This is a genomic window from Micromonospora sp. NPDC049047, from assembly GCF_040649135.1.
In the GTDB taxonomy this organism is placed as follows: Bacteria; Actinomycetota; Actinomycetes; order Mycobacteriales; family Micromonosporaceae; genus Micromonospora.
In genome coordinates this window covers 45,477-68,074 of the sequence record NZ_JBEZEY010000019.1, presented here as the reverse complement: position 1 = coordinate 68,074, position 22,598 = coordinate 45,477, and the positions used below count along the sequence as shown (strand labels likewise).

18 protein-coding genes are annotated in these 22,598 nt (G+C 71.8%); 5 read left to right on the top strand and 13 right to left on the bottom strand.

Going from position 1 to position 22,598, the window contains the following annotated elements:
• Positions 1-20: 20 nt before the first annotated feature.
• The 4 genes from AB0B86_RS25310 to AB0B86_RS25295 form a co-directional block, all read right to left on the bottom strand.
• On the bottom strand, positions 21-1,391 hold the full coding sequence (locus tag AB0B86_RS25310) for a glycosyl transferase family 1 (RefSeq protein ID WP_357419913.1): 1,371 nt from the start codon (positions 1,389-1,391) through the stop codon (positions 21-23).
• Positions 1,388-2,806, bottom strand: a complete 1,419-nt coding sequence (locus tag AB0B86_RS25305; RefSeq protein WP_357412510.1) for an oligosaccharide flippase family protein — start codon at positions 2,804-2,806, stop codon at positions 1,388-1,390. The genes AB0B86_RS25310 and AB0B86_RS25305 overlap by 4 nt, the downstream gene beginning before the upstream one ends.
• Positions 2,807-2,942: 136 nt before the next feature.
• On the bottom strand, positions 2,943-4,817 hold the full coding sequence (locus AB0B86_RS25300) for a polysaccharide biosynthesis protein (protein ID WP_357412508.1): 1,875 nt from the start codon (positions 4,815-4,817) through the stop codon (positions 2,943-2,945).
• Between the two features lie 148 nt (positions 4,818-4,965).
• Positions 4,966-6,114, bottom strand: coding sequence for an aminotransferase class I/II-fold pyridoxal phosphate-dependent enzyme (locus AB0B86_RS25295; protein WP_357412506.1), 1,149 nt, complete (start codon positions 6,112-6,114; stop codon positions 4,966-4,968).
• 528 nt (positions 6,115-6,642) lie between these two features.
• Between AB0B86_RS25295 and AB0B86_RS25290 the strand changes: the two genes are divergently transcribed.
• From AB0B86_RS25290 to wecB, 3 genes are read left to right on the top strand one after another with little or no spacing between them, the layout of a single operon-like run.
• Positions 6,643-7,683 (top strand): polysaccharide biosynthesis protein, encoded by a 1,041-nt coding sequence (locus AB0B86_RS25290; protein ID WP_357412504.1) that lies wholly within the window; start codon positions 6,643-6,645, stop codon positions 7,681-7,683.
• The gene (locus AB0B86_RS25285; protein ID WP_357412502.1) at positions 7,677-8,801 is read left to right on the top strand and encodes an NAD-dependent epimerase/dehydratase family protein; all 1,125 of its coding nucleotides are present in this window, start codon (positions 7,677-7,679) and stop codon (positions 8,799-8,801) included. Before AB0B86_RS25290 ends, AB0B86_RS25285 begins: the two co-directional genes overlap by 7 nt.
• A 22-nt stretch (positions 8,802-8,823) precedes the next feature.
• Positions 8,824-9,948: a UDP-N-acetylglucosamine 2-epimerase (non-hydrolyzing) gene (wecB, locus tag AB0B86_RS25280; protein WP_357412500.1), complete on the top strand. Its 1,125-nt coding sequence runs from the start codon at positions 8,824-8,826 to the stop codon at positions 9,946-9,948.
• Between the two features lie 108 nt (positions 9,949-10,056).
• Here wecB and AB0B86_RS25275 read toward each other — a convergent pair whose 3' ends face one another.
• Positions 10,057-10,704, bottom strand: a complete 648-nt coding sequence (locus AB0B86_RS25275; RefSeq protein ID WP_357419912.1) for a NeuD/PglB/VioB family sugar acetyltransferase — start codon at positions 10,702-10,704, stop codon at positions 10,057-10,059.
• Positions 10,701-11,324: a sugar transferase gene (locus AB0B86_RS25270; protein ID WP_357412495.1), complete on the bottom strand. Its 624-nt coding sequence runs from the start codon at positions 11,322-11,324 to the stop codon at positions 10,701-10,703. Before AB0B86_RS25270 ends, AB0B86_RS25275 begins: the two co-directional genes overlap by 4 nt.
• A 311-nt stretch (positions 11,325-11,635) precedes the next feature.
• Here AB0B86_RS25270 and AB0B86_RS25265 point away from each other — a divergent pair, with 311 nt between their 5' ends.
• On the top strand, positions 11,636-12,592 hold the full coding sequence (locus AB0B86_RS25265) for a DUF389 domain-containing protein (RefSeq protein ID WP_357419911.1): 957 nt from the start codon (positions 11,636-11,638) through the stop codon (positions 12,590-12,592).
• On the opposite strand, the gene AB0B86_RS25260 is transcribed toward AB0B86_RS25265, so the two are convergent.
• From AB0B86_RS25260 to AB0B86_RS25250, 3 genes are all read right to left on the bottom strand, one after another.
• A complete protein-coding gene (locus AB0B86_RS25260) occupies positions 12,513-12,989 on the bottom strand; it encodes a hypothetical protein (protein ID WP_357412491.1) in 477 nt (158 codons plus the stop codon). The two genes, AB0B86_RS25265 and AB0B86_RS25260, sit on opposite strands and share 80 nt — an antisense overlap.
• Positions 12,990-13,010: 21 nt before the next feature.
• Positions 13,011-13,535: a phosphotransferase gene (locus AB0B86_RS25255; protein WP_357419910.1), complete on the bottom strand. Its 525-nt coding sequence runs from the start codon at positions 13,533-13,535 to the stop codon at positions 13,011-13,013.
• Between the two features lie 348 nt (positions 13,536-13,883).
• Positions 13,884-16,367 (bottom strand): Tex family protein, encoded by a 2,484-nt coding sequence (locus AB0B86_RS25250; RefSeq protein WP_357419909.1) that lies wholly within the window; start codon positions 16,365-16,367, stop codon positions 13,884-13,886.
• A 109-nt stretch (positions 16,368-16,476) separates the two neighbouring features.
• On the opposite strand from AB0B86_RS25250, the gene dgt reads away from it, so the two are divergent.
• Positions 16,477-17,988 carry a dGTP triphosphohydrolase gene (gene dgt, locus AB0B86_RS25245; RefSeq protein ID WP_357412484.1) on the top strand — a complete coding sequence of 504 codons (1,512 nt, stop codon included), beginning with the start codon at positions 16,477-16,479 and terminating at the stop codon, positions 17,986-17,988.
• A 9-nt stretch (positions 17,989-17,997) separates the two neighbouring features.
• Here the strand turns inward: dgt and AB0B86_RS25240 are convergent, their stop codons facing one another.
• From AB0B86_RS25240 to AB0B86_RS25225, 4 genes are all read right to left on the bottom strand, one after another.
• Positions 17,998-19,140, bottom strand: a complete 1,143-nt coding sequence (locus AB0B86_RS25240) for an MBL fold metallo-hydrolase (RefSeq protein ID WP_357419908.1) — start codon at positions 19,138-19,140, stop codon at positions 17,998-18,000.
• Between the two features lie 124 nt (positions 19,141-19,264).
• Positions 19,265-20,278, bottom strand: coding sequence for a serine hydrolase (locus AB0B86_RS25235; RefSeq protein ID WP_357419907.1), 1,014 nt, complete (start codon positions 20,276-20,278; stop codon positions 19,265-19,267).
• 112 nt (positions 20,279-20,390) lie between these two features.
• Positions 20,391-21,320: an SDR family NAD(P)-dependent oxidoreductase gene (locus tag AB0B86_RS25230; protein ID WP_357419906.1), complete on the bottom strand. Its 930-nt coding sequence runs from the start codon at positions 21,318-21,320 to the stop codon at positions 20,391-20,393.
• Positions 21,317-22,501 (bottom strand): zinc-dependent alcohol dehydrogenase, encoded by a 1,185-nt coding sequence (locus AB0B86_RS25225; RefSeq protein ID WP_357412475.1) that lies wholly within the window; start codon positions 22,499-22,501, stop codon positions 21,317-21,319. Before AB0B86_RS25225 ends, AB0B86_RS25230 begins: the two co-directional genes overlap by 4 nt.
• Positions 22,502-22,598: the final 97 nt, after the last annotated feature.

Genomic DNA, 22,598 nt, shown 5'->3' with positions numbered 1-22,598 from the left:
CGCAGCACCTCGACTTGCTTCTAGGCCGTTGGCCGGCCGGCGGCCCCGACCGTGGCGGATCCGGTTCGGGCCGCCGCGTCCAGCGTGGCGGCGAACCGGGCGGCCACGTTCTCCTTGGCGTGCTCCTGTCGGGCGAAGGCGGTGCCGTTGCGGGCGAGCCGCGCCCGCAGGGCCCCGTCCCGACAGAGGTCGGTCAGGCCGCGCACCAGCGCCGTCGTGTCCTCGGTACCGACGATCACGCCGGCCTCGGCCTCCTGGATGTGGTTCATCGACGCCACCTCGGCCGGCCCGTAGCCGAGGATCGGCCGGCCCGCGGCGAGGTACTGCGGGATCTTCGTCGAGACCGAGTAGCGGGTGTAGCGGCGAATCTCCTCGTCGAAGGACTCGATATGGACGAGGACGTCCGCGCCGTGCAACGCGGCGGGCACCTCGTCGCTGGTGAGCGACGGCCCTAGCCGCACCCGCCGCAGTGCGGCGAAGTGTTCCGCGTACCGGCGGAGATCCTGCTCCGGGGCGTGGATGGTCAGCCGGGCCGACAGTCCGGCCTCGGCCAGGCCGTCCAACGCGGCGCCGATGTCGCGCAGCGACTCCCAGCGGTTGAGGTGCAGCGCGCCGACGTAGACGAGCTCCGCCGTCGGCCGCTGATCCGCCTCGCTGCGGGGCGCGGCGAAGAAGGTCTCGTCGACGCAGTTCACGAACGCGCTGAACGGAATGCGGTACCGCCGGGTGTACTCCTGGGCCATCGGCGCACTGATGACCATGCCGAGCGGGGCCAGGCGGATGAGTCTGGCGACCGTCTCCCGGACGGATCGGTCGGCCCGACCGAAGAGTTCGCCGTTGTCGTAGAGGGTGGCCGGCCAGTCGTCGGTGAAGTGCGGCACGACAGGTACGCCGCAGGTACGCGCCGCGAGCGCGGTGATCCTGGTCAGCCGCACGCTGCCGAGCATCGAGTAGACGACGTCGGGCTGGAAGTCGCGCATCCAGCCGATCAGCGCCGGGGGGACGCGGATCGGGCTGAGATCGGCTGTCGCGCGCAGTTGTGCGTAGATCCTGGCCACTGTGGGACGGCGCTCCGCCACGGCGTGTACGGCGGCGATCGGTCGGCTCTGTTGCAGCGGCGTACGACCGTTCCAGCCCGACATCCGCATGGCGTAGTACTGGATGGGCAGGTAGTGGTCGCGGGGCGGGAAGTGGAAGAAGTTCTCGCAGACCTCGGTGGTCGGCGTGATGTTTCCGGTGTGCACCTGGGCGAGGCGGTCCTTGGGCCAGCCGGAGAAGAGGTTCGACAGGGTCATGGCGGTGCCACTGACCCGGCTGAAGGGGGTGTGGCTCACCACCAGCACCCGCGGAAATTTCTCGTCCAACACCATTGGCGTATCCGCCTCTCTCATGTGGTCCGTATTCTCAGCGCCCGCCGGTAGCCGAAGACGGCCGCCGGAACAACCGTCACGGCGTAGATGACAACGGCGACGTACGGTGCGGCGGCCACCCCCCACCAGTGCACTCCGAGCAGTTTTCCGACGATCGACAGTGGTAGGTACAGCAGGTAGCCGCACATCTGGGGGCGCACGACGCCGGCGGCGTTCTGCACCATGAACCGTGGCGAGATCGCGGCCAGCACGATCCACCAGCAGGCGAGGCCCAGCAGGAGTGCGCGATTTCCGATCGGAATCGGCAGCCAGGCAGCGAAGAACCGCTCGCCGAACAGCACCAGGAATGTCGATGGCAGTAACGCGATAAGCGTCGACACGACAGTCATCCGGCGCACGGTGCGGCGTATCCAGGCGAGGTCACCACGCGCCAGCGCCTCGCCGTGCATCGGCCACAGCGGTTGGTTGACAAGCGTGACGAGTGCGCCGAGCTGGTTGAACAATCTGGCCGGCACCGCGTACGCGGTGACGCTTGCCAGCCCCAGCACGTGAGCGATGATCAATGGGTCGGCGTTGTCCGCCAGCACCATTATCAGCGTGACCACGAAGAAGAGGCCGCCCAGGCCGAACAGGTCCCGGACCCCCCGACCGTCGACGAATCTCGGCCGCGGCGCCAGGTGTGGCAGCCGCCAGCCGAAGGTCCAGACCGTGTTGGTGATGTTGACGAGTAACGGGGCGACGGCGATGCTGGCGATCACCGCTATGGGTGGCAGGTTCGCGTACACCGCGCCGAGCGCGAGGGGTAGCGAGAGCGCGCTCGCCGCCGCCTGCCAGACATTGCTCGCCGCCACCTGTTGGTACGCGTACTGGACGCGGGCCACCAGGGACAGCGGGATGTTGAGCAGGAACGCGGTAAGGCACACCAGGGCGACGAGGTGGGCTTCGCGCGCCGCCGTCCCGGTCGCGTTGAAGAGCAACGGCCACGGGATGAACCCACCGAAGAGCCAGAGCAGGCCGCACGTCGGCAGCGCCACCCCGCAGACCGCCGCGTAGGCGCTGGAGACGTACCGCCGGGCGGTGTCCGAGTCGCCGGCCACCCGACACGGCGCGAGCCTCGTCATCAACCCGAGGCCGACGCCCAGGTCCGCGAAGGCGACCATCCCGGTGACGGCGAGCACCGCGGCCCAGAGCCCGTACAGATCGGTGCCCAGGTAGGCCAGGGTCACCGGGAGGAGGACCAGGGGTACGAGAGCGCTGACCACCCGACTCAACGCGGCGGTGGCGATCCAGGACAGCAGTCGACGACCGCGACTCGGTGCCGGGGGAGTGGGAGCTGCCGGCGCCGGCGGCGCGACAGTCTGGACACCCCGACCCGAGGTGGGTGCTGCGACGCCCGGCGGCTCGGGCCGCTCAAAGCCGCCGGATGGGGCCCGCATCTTTCGGTCCTATCGATCTGCGGCGAACGCCGGAGGGACACGGTTGCCGCGACGCGGCCGCACGCTGGGGTTCCTCACGGGCATAACTGCCGGTGCGGGAGTTTGGGTGCGGCTTCGCGCCACAGTCCGCCGCCGGTTACCGCGACTGAAGGGGTACGCCCACCGGGCCGTCCACCGCCGGATCGATCGGCTGCGCGCAGAGCATCGCCAGGTGCTCGGTGAGCTTCGCCGCGTCGTCGTACGGGTCGAGGCCGCTCACCTCCATCGGGTCGAGCGCCGGCACGGCCACGTGCGACACCAGCGGGTGGAACGGCCGGGCGTCCACCTCGCCGGTGCCGAACAGGTCCTCGTGCAGCTTCTCGCCGGGACGCAGGCCGGTGTAGACGATCGGCACCGTCGTGGATGCCTGCTCGGCCATCTGTCGGGCCAGGTCGGCGATGCGGACCGGCTCGCCCATGTCCAGCACCAACGCCTCCCCGTCCCGGCCGATCTCGGCGGCCTGGAGCACCAGGTGGACCGCCTCCTGGATGGTCATCAGGTAGCGGGTGACGTCCGGGTGGGTGACGGTGAGCGGCTTGCCGTCCTCGATCTGTCGCTGGAAGGCAGTCACCACCGAGCCCCGGCTGCTGAGCACGTTGCCGAACCGGACGCTGAGGAACGTCCCGGGGAACCGGGACGCGGCGTGCGCGGTCAGCCGTTCGGTGATCCGCTTCGAGTACCCGAGCACGCTTATCGGGTTGGCCGCCTTGTCGGTGGAGATGTTCACGAACTTCGCCACGTCCTGGCAGGCGTCCAGCACCGACAGCGTGCCCCAGACGTTCGTCTTGACCGCCTCGCCGGGGTGCCGCTGCAACAGGGGCAGGTGCTTGAGTGCCGCCGCGTGCAGGATGATCTCCGGACGGCGCTCCCGGATGATCCGCCGCAGGCCCTCGTCGTCGCGCAGGTCGGCGAGGATCAGCTCCGGACTGTCCAGCAGGGCTCGGCCGGCGAGCGACATCTGTAGGCCGTGCAGCGCCGACTCGTCCCGGTCCAGCATCATCAGCTCGGCCGGGTCGGCCTTCATCACCTGCCGGCAGAGTTCCGAGCCGATCGACCCGCCGGCGCCGGTGACCAGGACCCGCCGCCCGGTCAGGCTGTTCGAGCTCAGTGGCAGGTCGCCGATCACCTGACGGCGGCCGAGCAGATCGCTTATCTGCACGTCCCGGACGTCGGTGACGGTGATCCGGTGGTCGACCAGGTCCCGCACCGGGGGCAACACCTTGAAGACCGCCTCCGCGGCGAGGGTGGCCTCGCGGATCTGGCGGATCAGCGCCGCGTCGGCGTTGGCCACCGAGAAGATCACCGCCTTCGCGCCGGTCCGGCGGACCGCGGCGCCGACGTCGTTCCGCCCGCCGAGCACCCGCACCCGCCGGATGCGCAGGTCGCGCTTGTCCGGGTCGTCGTCGAGCGCGCCCACCGGCAGGTAACGGCCGCGCGGGTCGCCGAGCATGGCCCGCAGCAACTCCTGCCCGGCGTCGCCCATCCCGAACAGCAGGACCGGTGTCGAGGAGCGGACGTCGGGACGCATGGAGAGTTCCCGGCGGTGCCGGTACGCGAACCGGGCGCCGAGCATCAGGAGCAGGGCGAGAGCGCCGCCGACCAGCGGGGTGCTCGCCGGGATCGGCCGGTCACCGGAGGTCAGCAGGCCGAGCAGCACGATGGCCGCGGTCAGGATGGCGGTGCCGCCGACGCCCTGGACCTCCTGCAGACTGCCCAGCGGGTGTCGTCCGGAGTAGAGCCGGCGTAACGCTGCCACCGCCACGTGCACGACTGCCGCGAGCAGGCCCATCGCCGCGGCCCGGCCCAGTTGGCCCGCCGGGAGGTCGAACTCGAACCGGGTCCACACGGCGGCGGCGAAGCCGCCGACCCAGGCGGTGGTGTCGGTGGCGAGGAAGCCTGCGGTGCGGCGGCGGACCCTGGCCCGCCGGGTCGATCGGTCCGCGTGCTGCGTGTGCTCGGTTTCCTGCGGCATGTGTTTGGCTCCTGACCCCGTCTTCGACTGCTTCCGCCGCGAACGACAGAAGGACAAACGCCCTTTGTCCTTGTTACAGGCAGATTCGTGTTTTTGGGTGGTTTATGGCGAATCGCGCATCAAAGTCAGCTCCGTCGCCACGTGTTCGTCACACCGAACCGACTCCCGGGCGCAGACTCAGGAACTCCTCGATCGCGACGGACACCCGGTTGATCTGCGACTCGGTAAGCGCGCTTCCGCTGGGCAGCGTGAGCCCCTGGCCGAACAGTCGCTCCGCCGCGCCGGTGAGCAGGGCCTCCGCGCCGGCGTGCATGGGTTGCAGATGCATCGGCTTCCACACCGGCCGGGTCTCGATGTCCCGCTCGGCCAGGTGGGTCGCCAGGTCGTCCGCCCGCCAGCCGCACCGCTGCGGCTCGACGGTGATGACGGTGAGCCAGCAGTTTGACTCGGCGTCCTCCACGCCCAGCAGCCGGACGCCCGGCACCGGAGCGAAGAGCTTGGCGTAGTGATCGCGTAGCTGCCGGCGGCGGGAGATCATCGCGTCCAGCCGGAGCAGTTGGGCTCGACCGAGCGCCGCGAGCAGGTTGCTGAGCCGGTAGTTGTAACCGGTCTCGCGGTGCTCGTAGTGCCGGGCCGGTTCGCGGGCCTGGGTGGCGAGGTGGCGGGCGCGGGCGAGCAGCGCGGTGTCGTCAGAGACCAGCATCCCGCCGCCCGAGGTGGTCATGATCTTGTTGCCGTTGAAGGAGAGCACGCCGGCGCGCCCGAACGAGCCGGCGGCTCGTCCCCCGTGGTGGGCGCCGAGCGCCTCCGCGGCGTCCTCCACCACCGGGACCCCGGCGTCGGCGCAGACCGGGATCAGGGTGCGGTAGTCGGCGCAGCTGCCGAACATGTCGACCGGAACGACCGCGCCGACCCGCTCACCCCGCGAGCGCAGCCGGCGCAGCGCCTCGTCGACCAGGGCGACGTCCACGTTGCCGGTGCGGGGGTCACAGTCGACGAAGACCGGCCGCGCCCCGATGTAGCGGGCCGCGTTCGCTGTGGCGACGAAGGTGAGCGTGGGCACGACCACCACGTCGCCGGGGCCGACACCGACACCGAGCAGCGCGAGGTGCAGCGCCGCCGTCCCGGAGTTGACGGCCACGGCTGCCTCGGTGCCGACCCGGGCGGCGACGTCCTGCTCGAACGCCTGCAGGTCGGGGCCGACCGGTGCGACCCAGCCCGAGCGCAGGGCGGCGATCAGGTACGACTCCTCGAGTGGCCCGATGTCGGGTGGCGACAGATACACGGTGCCGCTCATCGGGCACCACCGGTCCCGAGACCACCAGGCATCGGCACGATCCCACCTCCAAAGGCGTCGGGCGAAACCGGATGACCGTGCCGATAGGCGACAGTCGGCCAGCATTCCCCCGATCAACCCCGAAACTCGCGGACGGACACGGCCAGCTCGGCGGCCTTCTGCGGTGAGCGGGTCAAGCGAGCCTCCGCTGAGCGCCGCGACGACCGGTCGGGCGAGGGGAAGACTGGCCGTCCGGGCGAGGGGTTGCGGCACGTAGGACACGCCCAGCAGGCCACCGGCCAACCTCCGCCTGCGACAGCAAAATCACCACATAAGCTGACATGTTTCCCGAGCGCCTGATAGCTCGTTTGGTCCGATTGCGGGCCAAACACGTATCTGCTGCTGGGGCCTCTCGTTGTCCCGGGTGCCGTATCCGGCGGGGCTTCCGCCTGACCGCCGGAGACCGGCGCCCGCGCCACAGCGCGCAGCGCTGTGCCGCGCCGGGTCGACGGGTGGGAACCGCCCGTCGGGTGACGAACGGGAGAACCAATGAGCGTGATAACCGCGGGCCGCCGGGTGCTGATCACCGGCGGGACCGGATCCTTTGGACAGACCATGGCTCGACGACTGCTCGACCGGGACGTCGCCGAGGTGCGGATCCTCAGCCGGGACGAGGCCAAGCAGGACGCCATGCGGCGCTCGATCGGTGACGAGCGGATGCGCTACCACATCGGCGATGTCCGGGACATCGACACGGTGCTGCGGGCCACCCAGGGCGTCGACTTCGTCTTCCACGCGGCAGCGCTCAAGCAGGTACCGTCCTGCGAGTTCTTCCCCCTGGAGGCGGTGCGCACCAATATCCTCGGCAGCAGCAACGTGGTGGAGGCCGCCGCGCACAACGGGGTCAGCTCGGTCGTCGTGCTCAGCACCGACAAGGCCGTCTACCCGGTGAACGCGATGGGCATGAGCAAGGCCCTGATGGAGAAGGTCGCCCAGGCGTACGCCAGGAACAACCCGAACAGCGCCACCACCGTGTCCTGTGTCCGGTACGGCAACGTGATGTACTCGCGCGGCTCGGTGATCCCGCTCTTCATCGAACAGATCAAGGCCGGTCGCGCGCCCACCGTCACCGATCCGGCCATGACCCGCTTCCTGATGTCGCTCGCCGACTCGGTCGACCTGGTCGAGCACGCCTTCCACCACGCCCGCCCCGGCGACGTGTTCATCCGCAAGGCCGCCGCCTGCACCATCAGCGATCTCGCCGAGGCCATCTGCCAGTTGTTCGACGTGCCGTTCAAGCTGGAGATCATCGGCGTACGGCACAGCGAGAAGTCGCACGAGACCCTCGCCAGCCGGGAGGAGTTGGCCCAGGCCGACGACTTCGGTGACTTCTACCGGGTGCCGTTGGACGCGCGGGACCTCAACTACGCGCTCTACATCTCCGAGGGCGAGCTGGGTGAGCGGCCCGGCGAGGACTTCAACTCGGCGAACGCCACCCGACTCGGCGTACCCGATGTGGTGCGGTTGCTCAGGTCGCTGCCGGAGATCCGGGCGGAGCTGGCGCTGCGGGATCCGGTGCTGGCGTGCTGAGCCTCGCCGTCACCGGTGCCGGCGGGTTCCTCGGCTGGCACGTGCGGGTCCTGCTGCGGGCGCTCGGCTGGCCCGAGCCGACAGTGCTGACCCGTACCGACCTGGCCGACCCGGCGGTGGTCGCCCGCAAGATCGCCGGGGTGGACCGGGTGTTGCACCTGGCGGGGGTCAACCGGGGTGAGCCCGCCGACGTGGCCGCCGGCAACGTCCAGCTCGCCGTCCAACTCGCCCACGGCCTGCGGGCCTGCCCGGAGCCGCCCGCCCAGGTGGTCTTCGCCAACTCGGTGCAGGCCGGCAACGGCACCCCCTACGGCGACGCCAAGGCCACCGCCGCCGGCATCCTCGCCGAGACCGGCGTGGCCCTGGACGACGTGCTGCTGCCCAACCTGTACGGCGAGCACGGCCGACCCTGGTACAACTCGGCAGTCGCCACCTTCTGCCGGGTGCTCGCCGAGGGCGGCCAGCCGGAGGTGCACGCCGACCGGCAACTGGACCTGGTGCACGTCACCGACGCCGCCGCCCGGCTGGCCGGTGTCGCCGCGGGCGGCTCCTGGGACCCGGCGCTGCCGGCCCTGCGGATCGGGGTCCGCGACCTCGCCGAGCAGCTCAGCTCGTACGCCGGCACCTACCGCACCGGCGAGATCCCGCCGCTGCGCGACCGGCACGACGTGCGGCTGTTCAACACCTACCGGTCGCACTGCTTCCCGGCGCACTACCCGCTGGCCCTGCCCACCCGGACCGACGCCCGGGGGGCACTTGTCGAGACGGTCAAGGCGCACGGGGGAGCGGGGCAGACCTTCTGCTCCACCACCCGGCCCGGGATCACCAGGGGAGAGCACTTCCACCTGGCCAAGGTGGAGCGGTTCGTGGTGCTGCGTGGCACCGCCGAGATCAGCCTGCGCCGCGTCGGCGACACCGATGTCGTCCGGTTCCCGGTCAGTGGCGACCAACCAGTTGTCGTCGACATGCCGACCATGTGGGCGCACAACATCACAAACACCGGCCCGGACGAGCTGCTCACCCTCTTCTGGACCAACGAGTTGTTCGACCCGGAACGGCCCGACACGTGGCCGGAGCCGGTCGGCGTCGAACCCCGGGTGCCGGTGGGCGCCCGGTGAGTGACAGGCGGAGGGAGACCACATGACCCGAGTGATGACAGTCGTCGGCACCCGTCCCGAGATCATCCGACTGTCCCGGGTGCTCAGCCGGTTGGACGAAACCGTCGACCACGTGCTTGTGCACACCGGACAGAACTGGGACAGCACCCTCTCCGACGTGTTCTTCACCGAGCTGCGGCTGCGCGAACCCGACAGGTTCCTGCGGGTGGACACCAGCTCGCTGGGCCGGGTGCTCGGCGGTGTCCTGGTCGGCATGGAGGCGGCGATCGCCGAGCTGCGGCCCGACGCGCTGCTCGTGCTCGGCGACACCAACAGCTGCATCGCGGCGCTGATGGCCCGTCGGATGCGGGTGCCGGTCTACCACATGGAGGCCGGCAACCGCTGCTTCGACCTCAACGTGCCGGAGGAGACGAACCGGCGACTTGTCGACCACGTCGCCGACTTCAACCTGGTCTACACCGAACACGCCCGGCGGAACCTGCTCGCCGAGGGCCTGCACCCGCGCCGGATCCTGCACACCGGCTCGCCGATGCGGGAGGTGCTGGAGCACTACCGGGCGCCGATCGCCGCCTCGACCATCCTCCGCCAACTGGAGCTGGACCCGAGCCGCTACGTCCTGGTCAGCGCGCACCGGGAGGAGAACGTGGACCGGCCCGACCGGCTGCGGCGACTGTTGGACTGCCTGGTGGCGGTCCGCGACCGTTGGGGCCACCCGGTGCTGGTCTCCACCCACCCGCGCACCCGCAAGCGGCTGGAGGCACTCGCCCCGGACGCCACCGCGCTCGACGGCATCGCCTTCCACGACCCGTTCGGGCTGCTCGACTACGTACACCTGCAGATGAACGCGTTCTGCACCCTCTCCGACAGCGGGACGATAAGTGAGGAGGCCGCCATCCTCGGCTTCCCGGCGGTGACCCTGCGCGAGTCCATCGAACGCCCCGAGGCGCTCGACGCGGGCGGGATCATCATGACCGGTCTGGATCCGCAGGGCGTGGTCGAGGCGGTCGAGGTGACTGTGGCGCAGGTCGCCGCGGCGGGTGTGCCGTGCCCGGCCGACTACCAGGTGCCGGACACCTCCCGGCGGGTGGTCGACTTCATCCTCTCCACAGTGCGCCGGCACCACGACTGGGCGGGCATCCGGCACTGACCGGCCGGCACGGGCGGTCGGTGGTCCGGCGGGACCGGCCACCGGCCGCCCGGCGACGTGCTCACCGAGGGCGGCCCGCAACGTCCTCGACCGCCCGGGGACCGGCGCTCACCGCGCCGGGACTCCCTTGACCACCGTGCCGGCGGGTACCTCGCGGACCACGCAGGCCCCGGCGCCGACGGTGGCGCCCGCGCCGACCCGCAGCCCCTGCAACACCACGGCACCGGCCCCGATCAGCACACCGTCGCCCAGCCGGCAGTCGCCGGAGACCGCTCCCAGCGGGTTGACCGAGACGTGGTCGCCGACCGTGCAGTCGTGCGCCACCGCGCTGTTCTGGTTGAGGTGTACGTGCCGACCGAGGGTGACGTTCGTGGTGACCCGGGCACCGGGGAACACGGTCAGGCCTTCGCCGTAGATGGTGTCCGGGCCGACTGTGGCGTCCGGATGCACAAGCACCGCCGCCGGCAGCCGGTACGCGCTCAGCCGCTGGTCCACCGACCGCCGGGCGGCCGGATCCCCGATGCCGAGCGTCAGGTGGGTGCCGGCGGGCTGCTCGCCGAGGCGGGTGGTGCCGCCGAGGTACGGCACCTCCAGCCGCTGCACCCGCTTCAGGTTGACCTCGCTGGGCTTGTCGTCGACGAAGCCCCGTACCCGCCACACCGGACCGTCGGGGGCGGCGGCGTTGATGGCCCGGACGATGCCGAGCACCTCTCGGCCGTGCCCGCCGCAGCCGACGATGACGATGTCCAGGCTCACCGGCGCCCCTCTGCCGACCCGCGACCGCCGGCGGTGGCCAGCTCGGCCGGGCCGAGGAACTCGTGGGCGGTGGCCGCGCCGGCCGCGGTGATCCCCTCCCGGCGCAGGACGGTGCGTACCGTGCGCAGCAGGATCCGCAGGTCCAGGACGAGCGAGCGGTGTCGCACGTAGTGCACGTCGAGCGCGAAGCGTTCGTCCCAGCTCAGCGCGTTGCGTCCGTACGCCTGCTGGAGGCCGGTGATGCCGGGGCGAACCTCGTGCCGACGCAGCTGCTCCGGGCTATAGCGGCTCAGGTAGGCCGGCAGCAGGGGCCGTGGCCCGACCAGGCTCATCTCGCCACGCAGCACGTTCCACAGTTGGGGCAGCTCGTCGAGGCTTGTGGTCCGCAGCCAGCGGCCGAACGTGGTGAGTCGGGCGGCGTCGTTGGCCGGGGCCTCGTCGGCGCCGCCCACAGTCATCGAACGGAACTTGACCAGGTGGAACAGTTGGCCACCACGACCCGGGCGGGCCTGCCGGAACAGCACGGGTCGACCCATGGTGACAAGCACGGCCAGCGCCACCGCGGCGAGCACCGGCGTCGCGAGCAGCAGGCCGGTGGCGGCCAGGAGCACGTCCAGCACGCGTTTGACCGTGTCGTAGGGGCGCTTCATCGGCGCCCGACCGGGAGGTGGGTGATCGAGGTGAGCACGCCGGGGTCGCCGCTGCGTGTCACGGGCCGGCGGTGGTGAATCAGATCCACGGATGGCGCCTCCGATCGGGCGTGTCAAAAGACCAAATGGTTGTATCAGCAGCTATGGCGGCACATAGGCGGTTTCGCCAACTCTGCGGTCAACCGACCCGACTGTCCCCCGACAGTCGGACCGGCCGTCCAGCCCGGCCGGCTAGAGTGCTGCCGGCCGTGCCCGTGCGCCGCGTACAACAGGGAGAACGAGTGCTGCACCTCAGGGTGATCGCCCCGGCGGAACGATCCGCCGAGGTCGTTGACCTGCTCGCCGCGGAGGCGGGGGTGACCCACCTGGCAGTGCTGCCCGGCGCGGCCCGGCAGCCGCAGGGTGACCTGATCCTCTGCGACGTGGTCCGGGAGAGCGCCGACGGCATTCTGCGCGGCCTCCAGCAGCTCGGGGTGGAGGCGAGCGGCGGTATCGCCGCCGACGACGTCGAGCTGACCATCTCCGCGGCGGCCGACCGGGCCGCGGAGAACGCCCCCGGCAGTGGTGCCGACGCGGTGGTCTGGGACGAGATCGCGGCGAAGACCGGCGAGCAGACCGAGCTGTCCGGCACCTACCTGGTGCTGATCGTGGTGGCCACCATGATCGCCGGCATCGGCGTGCTGCTGGACCAGCCGATCCTCATCGTCGGGGCGATGGTGGTCGGTCCCGAGTTCGGCCCGCTCGCCGCCCTCTGCGTGGCGCTGCTGCGCCGCCGGCTCGACGTGATCGGCCGGTCGGTGCAGGCCCTGACTGTCGGGTTCCTGGCGGCCATGGTGGTGACCGTGCTGAGCACCTGGGCGCTGACCGCGGCCGGCCTGGTGAGCGAGGAGATGCTGCTCGCCAAACGCCCGCTCACCAGCTTCATCTGGCGCCCGGACGCGCTGTCCTGGGTGGTCGGTCTGCTCGCCGGCGTGGCCGGCATGCTCTCCCTGACGTCGAAGAAGTCGGGCAGCCTGGTCGGGGTGCTGATCTCGGTGACCACGGTGCCGGCCGCCGCGAACGTGGCGGTTGCCGTCGCCTACGGAGTGTGGGACGAGGCGGGCGGATCGGCACTCCAGCTGGTGATCAACGTGTGCGCGATAGTCCTGGCTGGCCTGCTCACCCTCCTGGTCCAGCAGGCCTGGTGGTGGAATCTGGCCCGCCGGACCCGCCGGGCACGTCGCCCAGCAGCCGGCTGAGCAGGGTCCGCAACGGCATCGACTCGCCGTCACGGCCACCCGCGCCGATGACCAGCGGCGCCGGGCTGGGCTGCGGATCGACGCCGAACAGCCGGGCCCGCAGGCCGCCCGGCACGGTCAGCAGGTGGAACCGGCCGGCCACGTCCACCGCACGGGTCTCGGCCCGGTCGACGTACCAGCCGGTCAGCCGGGTGCGGTAGCGCCCGCGCCCGTCGTACCCCCGGGCGACCAGGTGTGTGGTGGGCAGCCCGCGCCGGGTGGCCTCAGCCACGAACCAGGCCACCAGCTCCGCCGCCTCTGCCTGCTCGGCGGCCCGCCGCCGCGCGTCCGCGTCGGCGTGCGCCCGCACCGCGTGCTGCTGCCGCTCCCGCCACTCGCGGCCGTCGTCCTCACCCACGAGCCGACGGTACGCCCCGACTCAGTCGAGCACCGCCCGCAGGGTGTGCCGGGCGAGGGCGGCCCGGACATCGGCATCCTGGTCCGCCAGGGGTCCGCCCCGACCGAACCCCGACCACGACCGTCCGCCGGTGTCGATGTCGTGCAGGGCGACCACGACAGCGGCCAGGTCACCGGCGAAGACGCCCAGGTCGTCGATCCGGTCGGGCTGGGCCGTCTCCCCGGGGATGAACCGGTACGCCGTCCACCACCCCGGGTACCCGTCGCCCGGCGCACCGAGGCCGAGCGGCTCGGGCACCGCGACCGGCAGGTACGCGGCGAGCAGCCGGGCGTACTCCTGCTCCTGCCGCAGCTCGTCGCGCAGCTCGGTGCCGGTGGAGGGGCGCAGCGGAAAGCGCAGCACGACGTCCGAGCCGACCCGGAACAGCGCGTTCACCGTGCCGGCCGAACGGAGGGGGCGCACCGGCAACCCCCGCCAGCGCGGGAACTGTCCAGCCACCAACGCGGCAACCACCTCCGCGGGCACGTCCACCTGGTCGGCATGCATCCGTATCGGGAGATCATCACCCAGAACCTCGCGGACGGGCGACCCGATTTCCCGCCCCGCGCACGCCGCCCCCGCGCACCCCGTCCGCCGCTCCCGGGGCTCTGTCAGGCCCATCCGCTCTGTCCGCCCGCCGTTTCCCTACCCGCCGTCTCCTGCCTGCCCCCGCTGTCCCGCTGCGCGGCCAGCCTCAGGGTTGCTCCCTGCGGCCCTTTCGAGCTGAATCGTTGGCGACATCAACTCGCGATTCGTTTACGACATCAGCTCCATAGGCAGCCACCCGGGACCGGCGACCTGGGTTGGTGTGCAGGCTGACGCCGTGGCCGCTTGGCCGCTTGGCCGGGTGGGCGATCAGGCCAACCCGGCGCGCCGGAGTGCGTCCGCCATCGCGTCGTTGGCCGGCGCCGGCCCGGTGCCGCCTCCGCCCTGCTGCTGGCCGGCGCGTCGACCCTGGCCGCCACGTTGACCCTGGCCGCCACGCTGGTCCTGGCCGCGTTGACCCTGGCCACCGCGCTGGTCCTGGCCGCGTCGACCCTGACCGCCGCGTTGGTCCTGGGAGCCACGGCTGCCCGGTGCGCCGCGTCCGCCCTGGTCGGCTTGGCCGCCGCGTGCTCCCGGTGCGCCCCGCGTCCCGTCGGGCGAAGTGCCCGGCTCGTCCGTCAGGCGCAGGGTCAACGAGATCCGCTTACGCGGTACGTCCACGTCGAGCACCCGGACCTTCACCACGTCGCCGGACTTCACCACCTCACGGGGGTCCTTGACGAAGGTCCGGGACATCGCCGACACGTGCACCAGCCCGTCCTGGTGCACGCCGACATCCACAAAGGCACCGAACGCGGCCACGTTGGTGACCACCCCCTCCAGCACCATGCCCGGCGTCAGGTCGCCGATCTTCTCCACCCCCTCGACGAAGGTGGCGGTACGGAACTCCGGGCGGGGATCCCGGCCCGGCTTTTCCAACTCGGCGAGGATGTCGGTGACGGTGGGCAGGCCGAACCGGTCGTCGACGAAGTCGGTGGCCCGCAGCCCGCGCAGAATCGCGCTCCTACCGATCACCGAGCGCAGGTCCTGACCGGTGCTGGCGAGGATCCGGCGCACCACCGGGTACGCCTCGGGGTGCACGCTTGACGAGTCCAACGGATCGTCCCCGTCGGGGATGCGCAGGAAGCCGGCGCACTGCTCGAACGCCTTGGGCCCGAGCCGTGCCACCTTCTTCAGTTCGGTACGGGACCGGAACGGCCCGTTGGCGTCCCGGTGCAGCACGATGTTCTCGGCCAGCCCGGCGCCGATCCCGGAGACCCGGGTGAGCAGCGGCGCGGAGGCGGTGTTGACGTCCACCCCTACCGCGTTGACGCAGTCCTCCACCACCGCGTCCAACGACCGGGACAGCTTCACCTCGGACAGGTCGTGCTGGTACTGGCCGACCCCGATCGAGCGCGGGTCGATCTTGACCAGCTCGGCGAGCGGGTCCTGGAGGCGCCGGGCGATGGAGACCGCGCCGCGCAGCGACACGTCCATCCCGGGCAGTTCCTGCGAGGCGTACGCGGAGGCGGAGTAGACCGACGCGCCCGCCTCGGAGACCATCACCTTGGTCAGGTTGAGCTGCGGGTGGCGCTTGATCAGGTCACCGGCCAGCTTGTCGGTCTCCCGCGAGGCGGTGCCGTTGCCGATCGCGATCAACTCCACCCCGTGCGCCCCGGCCAGCCGGGCGAGGGTCTCGACCGACGCGTCCCACTGCCGGCGCGGCTCGTGCGGATAGATGGTGTCGGTGGCGAGCACCTTGCCGGTGGCGTCCACCACCGCCACCTTCACCCCGGTGCGCAGACCCGGGTCCAGGCCCATCGTGGGTCGGGTGCCGGCCGGCGCGGCAAGCAGCAGGTCACGCAGGTTGGTGGCGAAGACGCGTACCGCCTCCTCCTCGGCCGCCTGCCACAACCGCATCCGCAGGTCCGCGCCGAGGTGGATGAGGATCCGGGTACGCCACGCCCAGCGCACCGTGTCGGCCAGCCAGCGGTCGGCGGGCCGGCCGGCGTCGGACACCCCGAACCGCCCGGCGATGGCCGCCTCGTACCGGCTCGGGCCGGTCGGCACGGCGTCGGCCTCGCCCGCCTCCTCCGGCTCCATGGTCAGGTCGAGCACGCCCTCCTTCTCGCCCCGGAACATGGCCAGGATCCGATGCGAGGGCAGCTTCGGGTACGGCTCGGAGAAGTCGAAGTAGTCGGCGAACTTGGCGCCGGCGGTCTCCTGGCCGTCGCGTACCCGGGACACCAGCCGGCCCCGCGACCACATCTGCTCGCGCAGCGTGCCGATCAGGTCGGCGTCCTCGGCGAAGGTCTCGATCAGGATCGCGCGGGCGCCCTCCAGCGCGGCGGCGGCGTCCGCGACGCCCTTCTCCGCGTCGACGAACCCGGCGGCGGTGGCCTTCGGGTCCTGGCTGGGGTCGGCCAACAGCGACTCGGCCAGCGGCGCGAGCCCGGCCTCGCGGGCGATCTGCGCCCGGGTCCGCCGCTTCGGCTTGTACGGCAGGTAGATGTCCTCCAGCCGGGACTTCGAGTCGGCCGCCATGATCTGCGCTTCCAGCGCCTCGTCCAGCTTGCCCTGGCCGCGGATCGACTCCAGCACCGCCGCCCGCCGCTCGTCCAGCTCGCGCAGGTAGCGCAGCCGCTCCTCAAGGGTGCGCAGCTGGGTGTCGTCGAGCAGGCCGGTGGCCTCCTTGCGGTAGCGGGCGATGAACGGCACTGTGGCGCCGCCGTCGAGCAGTTCCACTGCCGCCCGCACCTGACGCTCGGCCACGCCGAGCTCGTCGGCGATCCGCTGATGAACAGACTGGGTCACGATCTCGATCCGCCTTCGACTCGATCCGCCCTCAGAGAGCGGGTACCGCCCTGCATTGTGCCGGGCGACCCCGGGACGGCCCCGCCGGGCCTGCGCTAGCGTTGCGATCATGGAAACACCTGCGGAGCCGCGCGCCCGCCGACTCTTCGGCGGCAGCGCCCGCGCCCTCGGCGACCTCGCCGCCGACCCGTTCCGCGCCGACCGGGACCGGATCGTGGGCTCGCCGTTCTTCGCCCGCCTCGGCGGCGTCACCCAGGTGATCAGCCCGGTCGGTTCCGGCCTGCTGGTGCACAACCGGCTCACCCACAGCCTGAAGGTCGCCCAGGTCGCCCGGTCGATCGCCGAGCGGTTGACGACCGACGAGCGCTCCCGTGACCTGCTGGACAAGCTCGGCGGCTGTGACCCCGACGTGGTGGAGGCCGCGGCGCTCGCCCACGACCTGGGCCACCCGCCGTTCGGGCACCTGGGCGAGCGGGTGCTGGACCGGCTGGCCCGTCAGCGCCTCGGCCTCGCCGACGGGTTCGAGGGCAACGCCCAGTCGTACCGGATCGTCACCAGCACCGAGATCCGGGGCGCCGCCACCACCGGGCTGGACCTGACCGCGGCGGTCCGGGCCGCGATGCTGAAATACCCGTGGACCCGGCTTGATTACCCCGATCCGCACCCGCGCACGATGGACCCACCGCCGCGGGGAGCCACCCCGCCGCCGGACGACCCGGAGAGCGGCTCGTCTAAGTTCGGCGCGTACCGCACCGAGCTGGACGACCTGCGGCAGGCGCGGGAGCCGTTCGTCGGTCGCATCCCGGACTGGCAGCAGACAGTGGAGGCGTCCGTGATGGACACCGCCGACGACATCGCGTACGCCATCCACGACGTGGAGGACTTCTACCGGGTCGGTGTGCTCCAGCAGGGCTCGGTCTCCGCCGAGCTGATGGCCTGGCAACGCGAGAGCGGACAACTGCGGGCGATCACCGACGCGGCGCTGGCCACCGCGGCCCGACGACCCGGTGCCGCGATCGAGCGGCTCCGTCGGCAGTTGCACCGCAAGGACGCCTGGATCGCCGACGACGAGGCGTTCGCCGCCGCCGTCGAGCACGTCCGTGAGGAGCTTGTCGACGGGCTGCTGGCGATGCCGTTCGACGGCTCGATCGAGGCCGAGCAGTACGTGGCGCGGTTCTCCGCCCGCTGGTCCACCCGCTTCGTCGAGGCGATCGCGGTGACCGACAAGCCGTCGGTGCGCTCCGGGCACGTGCTGCTGGGCTGCGCGCAGTGGCACGAGGTCCAGGTGCTCAAGTTCGTCCACCACCGCTTCGTGCTGGCCCGTCCGGATCTCGCCCTGCACCAGCGCGGCCAGGCCCGACTGCTGGGCACCCTGGTCGAGGCGCTCTGGGAGTGGCTGCTCGACCCGGAGGAGGAGTCCCGGCTGCCCCGCCGGCTGCACGACCTGGTCGAGTTGGCCGAGGCGGAGCTGCACCCGCGCACCCCGGACCGGATCGGCCGGGCTCGGGGCCGGGCCATCGTGGACTTCGTCGCGCAGCTCACCGACGGTCAGGCGGTGGCCATGCTGGACGCGCTCTCCGGCCGTTCCGGCGCACTCTGGACCGACGCGTTCGTGCTCTGACGGGCTGCCTCAGGCGACGGCCTGCCACCAACCGTCGACGGCGGGCGGCTCGTCGACCACCACCCGCTCGCCCGGGCGGGGCACGGCGAGCCGCACGTCGCGGGCCTTGGCCTCGGCCCACAACCGGTTCACCGGCTCGGCCCAGTCGTGCAGGGCCAGGTTGAACGTCGCCCAGTGCACCGGCACGAACAGCCCACCGCGCAGGTCGAGGTGGGCGTCGACCGCCTCCTCGGGGAACATGTGGATCGTCGGCCACGCCCGGTCGTACGCGCCGATCTGCATCAGCGTCACGTCGAACGGGCCGTGCTCGGCGCCGATTTCCGCGTACCCGTCGAAGTAGCCGGAGTCGCCGGTGTAGAAGACCTTGCGGCGGGCCCCGGCCACCACCCACGAACTCCACAGCGTGCCGTCGCGGCGCAACCCGCGACCGGAGAAGTGCTGCGCGGCGGTGGCGGTGATCTCCAACCCGGCGACCTGGTGCGACTCGGACCAGTCCAGCTCGATGATCCGCTCGGCCGGTACGCCCCAGCGGTCCAGGTGCGCGCCCACCCCGAGCGGCACCAGGAACGGCGCGGACTGCCCGGCCAGCAGCGCCCGCACGGTGGGCATGTCGAGGTGGTCGTAGTGGTCGTGCGAGATGAGGATGGCGTCCAGCGGGGGCAGCTCGTCGATGCCGACCGGCGGCTCGTGCAGCCGGCGCGGGCCGACCAGGCCGGACGGTGAGCAGCGGTCGCTCCAGACCGGGTCGACAAGCACCCGCCGGCCCTCGATCTCGATCAGCGTCGAGGCGTGCCCGTACCAGACGATGGTGAGTTCGTCGGCGGCGTCGGCGCTCGCCGCCGAGCTGGGGCGCAGCAGCGGCACGGGCGCGGTGGGCCTCCTCTTCTGCTTGCCGAAGATCAGCTCGCGGAGCAGGTTGCGGCCCGGCTCGGTGACTGTGGTGCGGGTGCCGGCCCGGTTGTGGAAGGTGCCGTCGCGAAACTGGGGCGAGCGGGCCGCCCGCTCGGCCCGGGCACCGCTGAGCCGGCCACCGAGCGCCGCCGGCACGTCCCGGGCCACCCAGGCCAGGCCGGCCAGCGCGGCCAGGCCGGCCGCGCCCCGCATCCGCCGCCCGAGCGACCGTTCCACGTCCGTGCTGCGCGCTCGTGCCATTGCCGTCCCTCCGACGTGTCCGCCCTTACACGGTAGTCACCCGCGCCGGGGCGTGCCCCGGCGGTCGCCACGCCGGGTCGGCCGCCGGCAGCGGCGACCGACCCGGACCGGTGCGGACCGTGCCCTAGCCGCCGTTGCTGGGACGTCGGGCGGTGCTCCGGAACGTCTCGCCCACACCCGCGATCCGGTCCACCGCGGCCAGGAACTTGGGGCCCATGACGGCGCGGGCCCGCACCGCCGGGTGGGTGGCGCCGAAGTTGTCCGGGTCGGCCTGCCCGTCGGCGAAGAGCGCGTAGGTGAGCACCGCCGCGCCGGAGCGGTCGAAGATCACGCCGGCCTCGTGCCGGGCGTCGCCGTACCAGCCGGCCTTCGTGGCGATGCGGGCCCGTTCGTCGGAGGACATGGTGCGCCGGATGCCGTCGGTGAACGCCACAGGGGAGCGCAGGATGCCCAGCAGGTACGTCGTCGAGGCGGGGGAGAGCAGCGTGCCGGCCACCAGGGCGCGCAGCAGGTCGTGCGTCTCCCGGGGGGTGCTGGTGCCGAGGAAGAACCGGTTCGGGTTGGCGACCGGCTCGACCTGGGTGTTCGGGAAGCCCTTGGCGACCAGGATGGCATTGATCTCGGCCGCCGGCGCGACGAGCCCGCACAACCGCACCGCTGTGTCGTCCGAGACGGTCAGCAGGTTGGCCAGCACGTGCCCGAGGGTCACCCGGCTCGGGTACGCGCCGTCCAGGCTGAAGATGCCGTCACCGCCGGGGACCACGATCGCCGCGCTCACCTCGACCTGCTGGTCCAGGGTGAGCAGCCCCCGGTCGACCTTGTCGAGCACCGCGGTGGCAACCGCGATCTTGTTGACGCTGTACGCCTCGATCCGCCGGTCCGCGTCGGCGGTCACCGCGACCACCGGCACACCGGAAGGGTCGGCGACGCTGACACAGGCCTGCCAGTTGCCGCCGGCCTCGGCGCTCTGCGTGGCGAAGACCGAGGCGACGCGCCGGGCGGCCCGAGCGGGCGTGGTCGGTGCGGCTTCGGCGGCGCTCGCCGGGGAAGCGGCGCTCGCCGGCGACCCGGCCCCCAACACCGTCCCGGCGGTAGCCATCGTGCCCAGTCCGAGTGCCGTTCTGCGATTGAGTCGCATTGTCGTTCGTCTCCCCCACAGTGGAGCGCCGGAGCGCTTGCTGGCCCACCACCCTAGGCGAGTTGATCGATGCACGACGACCCCAAAAAGTCTCAAACAGCCCCGAACAGCTTCAGCCGAACCGTCGGCGCAGTACGGCACCCAGCGCGTTCGCCGGCCCGGACACGAGTTGACGCAGGTCAGGCAGGTGGCCGCCGCGTACCGACTCACCGGCCGGGTTCGGGGCGAAGACGCTGCCGTCGTTGGCGGCCACCGGCTGTCCACTCAGGCCGGCCAGCCGCATCAGCGGCCCGACCAGGACGTCGTAGACGCCCGGCAACACTGTGAAGCCGGCGCGCAGCACCACGTTGAGCCGCCCCACGGAAACCTCGCGCCGTGGCCGGTCCACACAGTCCACGATGGCGCGGGCCACCCGCTGCGGGCTCGCCACCGGCGGTGGGGGCCGCCCGATCCGGCCCAGATAGTTGGCCGCCTGCTGGTACACGGGCGTGTCCACGCTGCCCGGATTGACCAGACACAGCCGGATCCGCGGGCTGTCGCGTAACTCCTGCTGCACCGTGCGGGCCAGCCCCTGCAACCCCCACTTGCTCGCCACGTACGCGCTCATGTAGGGCGCGGTGATGTGCCCGAGCACCGAACCGGTGAGGACGACAGTGCCGTTCCCGGCGGCCCGGAAGTGCCGCAGCGCCACCCGTACCGAGCCGGCGGTGCCGAGCAGATCGGTCCGTAGCACCTGGTCGAAGACCCGTTCGGGCAACTCGTCGAAGCGCCCGTAGGCCATCACGGCCGCGGTGTGCACCCAGACGTCGATCCGGCCGAACCTGTCGATCGCCGCGTCCGCGAGAGCCTCCAACGCGCCCGGCTCGGTGACGTCGGTCGGCACGGTCAGCACGTCGACGTCGGCGCACTCCGCGCGTACCTCGGCCAGGGTGGTGGTGGCGCGGGCGGCGAGGACGAGGCGGTCGCCGCGCTCGGCGAACGCCCGGGCCGTCGCCCGGCCGATCCCACTGCTCGCGCCGACGACCACCACCACCCGACTCACGGTTCCAGCACGACCTTGATGCAGCCGTCCTCCTTCTTCTGGAACATCTCGTACGCCTGCGGGGCGCGGGCCAGCGGCATCCGGTGGGTGCGCAGGTCCTCCACGCCCAGCGGGTCGTCGTCGCCGGCGAGCAGCGGCAGGATCTCGTCGGTCCACCGGCGCACGTGACACTGCCCCATCCGCAGTTGGACGCCCCTGTCGAACATCTCCATCAGCGGCATCGGGTCCGCCTCACCGCCGTACACGCCGGAGACCGACACGGTGCCGCCGCGGCGCACCCCCTTGACCGCGGCGTGCAGGACGGACAGCCGGTCCATGCCGACCCGGTCGGTCATCGTCTGCGCCAGCTTGTCCGGAAGCAGCCCGACGGCGGCGTGGGCCAGCTTGCCCCCCGGGGAGCCGTGCGCCTCCATCCCGACCGCGTCGATCACCGCGTCCGGGCCACGCCCGTCGACCAGGTCGATGAGCGCGCCCGGCACGTCGGAGAGTTCACGGACGTCGAGCACCTCGATGCCGTGCCGGCGGGCCAACTCCAGCCGCTCCGGCACCAGATCCAGCCCGATCACCCGGCCCGCGCCGAGGTGGCGGCCGATGCGAGCGCAGAACTGCCCGACCGGGCCCAGCCCGAAGACGGCCAGGGTGCCGCCGGGCGGGGTGTCCGCGTACTTCACCGCCTGCCAGGCGGTGGGCAGGATGTCGGACAGGTAGAGGTACCGCTCGTCGGCGCCGGTCGGCGGGACGACGATCGGGCCGAAGTGGGCCTGCGGGACACGCAGATACTCGGCCTGCCCGCCGGGCACCGAACCGTAGAGCGAGGTGTAACCGAACAGCGCGGCACCCTTGCCCTCGCCGGTCACCTGGGTCGTCTCACACTGGGCGTAGAGCTGGCGTTGGCACATCCAGCAACTCCCGCAGGAGATGTTGAACGGCACCACCACCCGGTCGCCCGGCTTGAGCCCGGTCACCTCCGACCCGACCTCCTCGACGATGCCCATCGGTTCGTGGCCCAGGACGTCACCGGGCTTCAGGTACGGTCCCAGCACCTCGTACAGGTGGAGATCCGAGCCGCAGATCGCCGTGGATGTGATCTTCACGATCGCGTCGGTCGGTTCCTCGATCCGGGGATCCGGCACCTCCTCGACCCGTACGTCCCGCTTGCCCTGCCAGGTGAGCGCCTTCATGTCCCTCGTCCCTTCTCCTGCTGTCTCGAGAGACTGCTACCCGGGCTCGGGCACTTGAACCGGCTTCGCACCCCGATGTCTGGGGGCATGGAGTTGA

What these genes read in the sequence shown, in the direction of transcription:
- AB0B86_RS25310 (WP_357419913.1), bottom strand. Translation starts at nt 1,391, where the DNA reads ATGAGAGAGGCGGATACGCCAATGGTGTTGGACGAGAAATTTCCGCGG.
- AB0B86_RS25305 (WP_357412510.1), bottom strand. Translation starts at nt 2,806, where the DNA reads ATGCGGGCCCCATCCGGCGGCTTTGAGCGGCCCGAGCCGCCGGGCGTC.
- AB0B86_RS25300 (WP_357412508.1), bottom strand. Translation starts at nt 4,817, where the DNA reads ATGCCGCAGGAAACCGAGCACACGCAGCACGCGGACCGATCGACCCGG.
- AB0B86_RS25295 (WP_357412506.1), bottom strand. Translation starts at nt 6,114, where the DNA reads ATGAGCGGCACCGTGTATCTGTCGCCACCCGACATCGGGCCACTCGAG.
- AB0B86_RS25290 (WP_357412504.1), top strand. Translation starts at nt 6,643, where the DNA reads ATGAGCGTGATAACCGCGGGCCGCCGGGTGCTGATCACCGGCGGGACC.
- wecB (WP_357412500.1), top strand. Translation starts at nt 8,824, where the DNA reads ATGACCCGAGTGATGACAGTCGTCGGCACCCGTCCCGAGATCATCCGA.
- AB0B86_RS25255 (WP_357419910.1), bottom strand. Translation starts at nt 13,535, where the DNA reads ATGCATGCCGACCAGGTGGACGTGCCCGCGGAGGTGGTTGCCGCGTTG.
- dgt (WP_357412484.1), top strand. Translation starts at nt 16,477, where the DNA reads ATGGAAACACCTGCGGAGCCGCGCGCCCGCCGACTCTTCGGCGGCAGC.
- AB0B86_RS25240 (WP_357419908.1), bottom strand. Translation starts at nt 19,140, where the DNA reads ATGGCACGAGCGCGCAGCACGGACGTGGAACGGTCGCTCGGGCGGCGG.
- AB0B86_RS25235 (WP_357419907.1), bottom strand. Translation starts at nt 20,278, where the DNA reads ATGCGACTCAATCGCAGAACGGCACTCGGACTGGGCACGATGGCTACC.
- AB0B86_RS25225 (WP_357412475.1), bottom strand. Translation starts at nt 22,501, where the DNA reads ATGAAGGCGCTCACCTGGCAGGGCAAGCGGGACGTACGGGTCGAGGAG.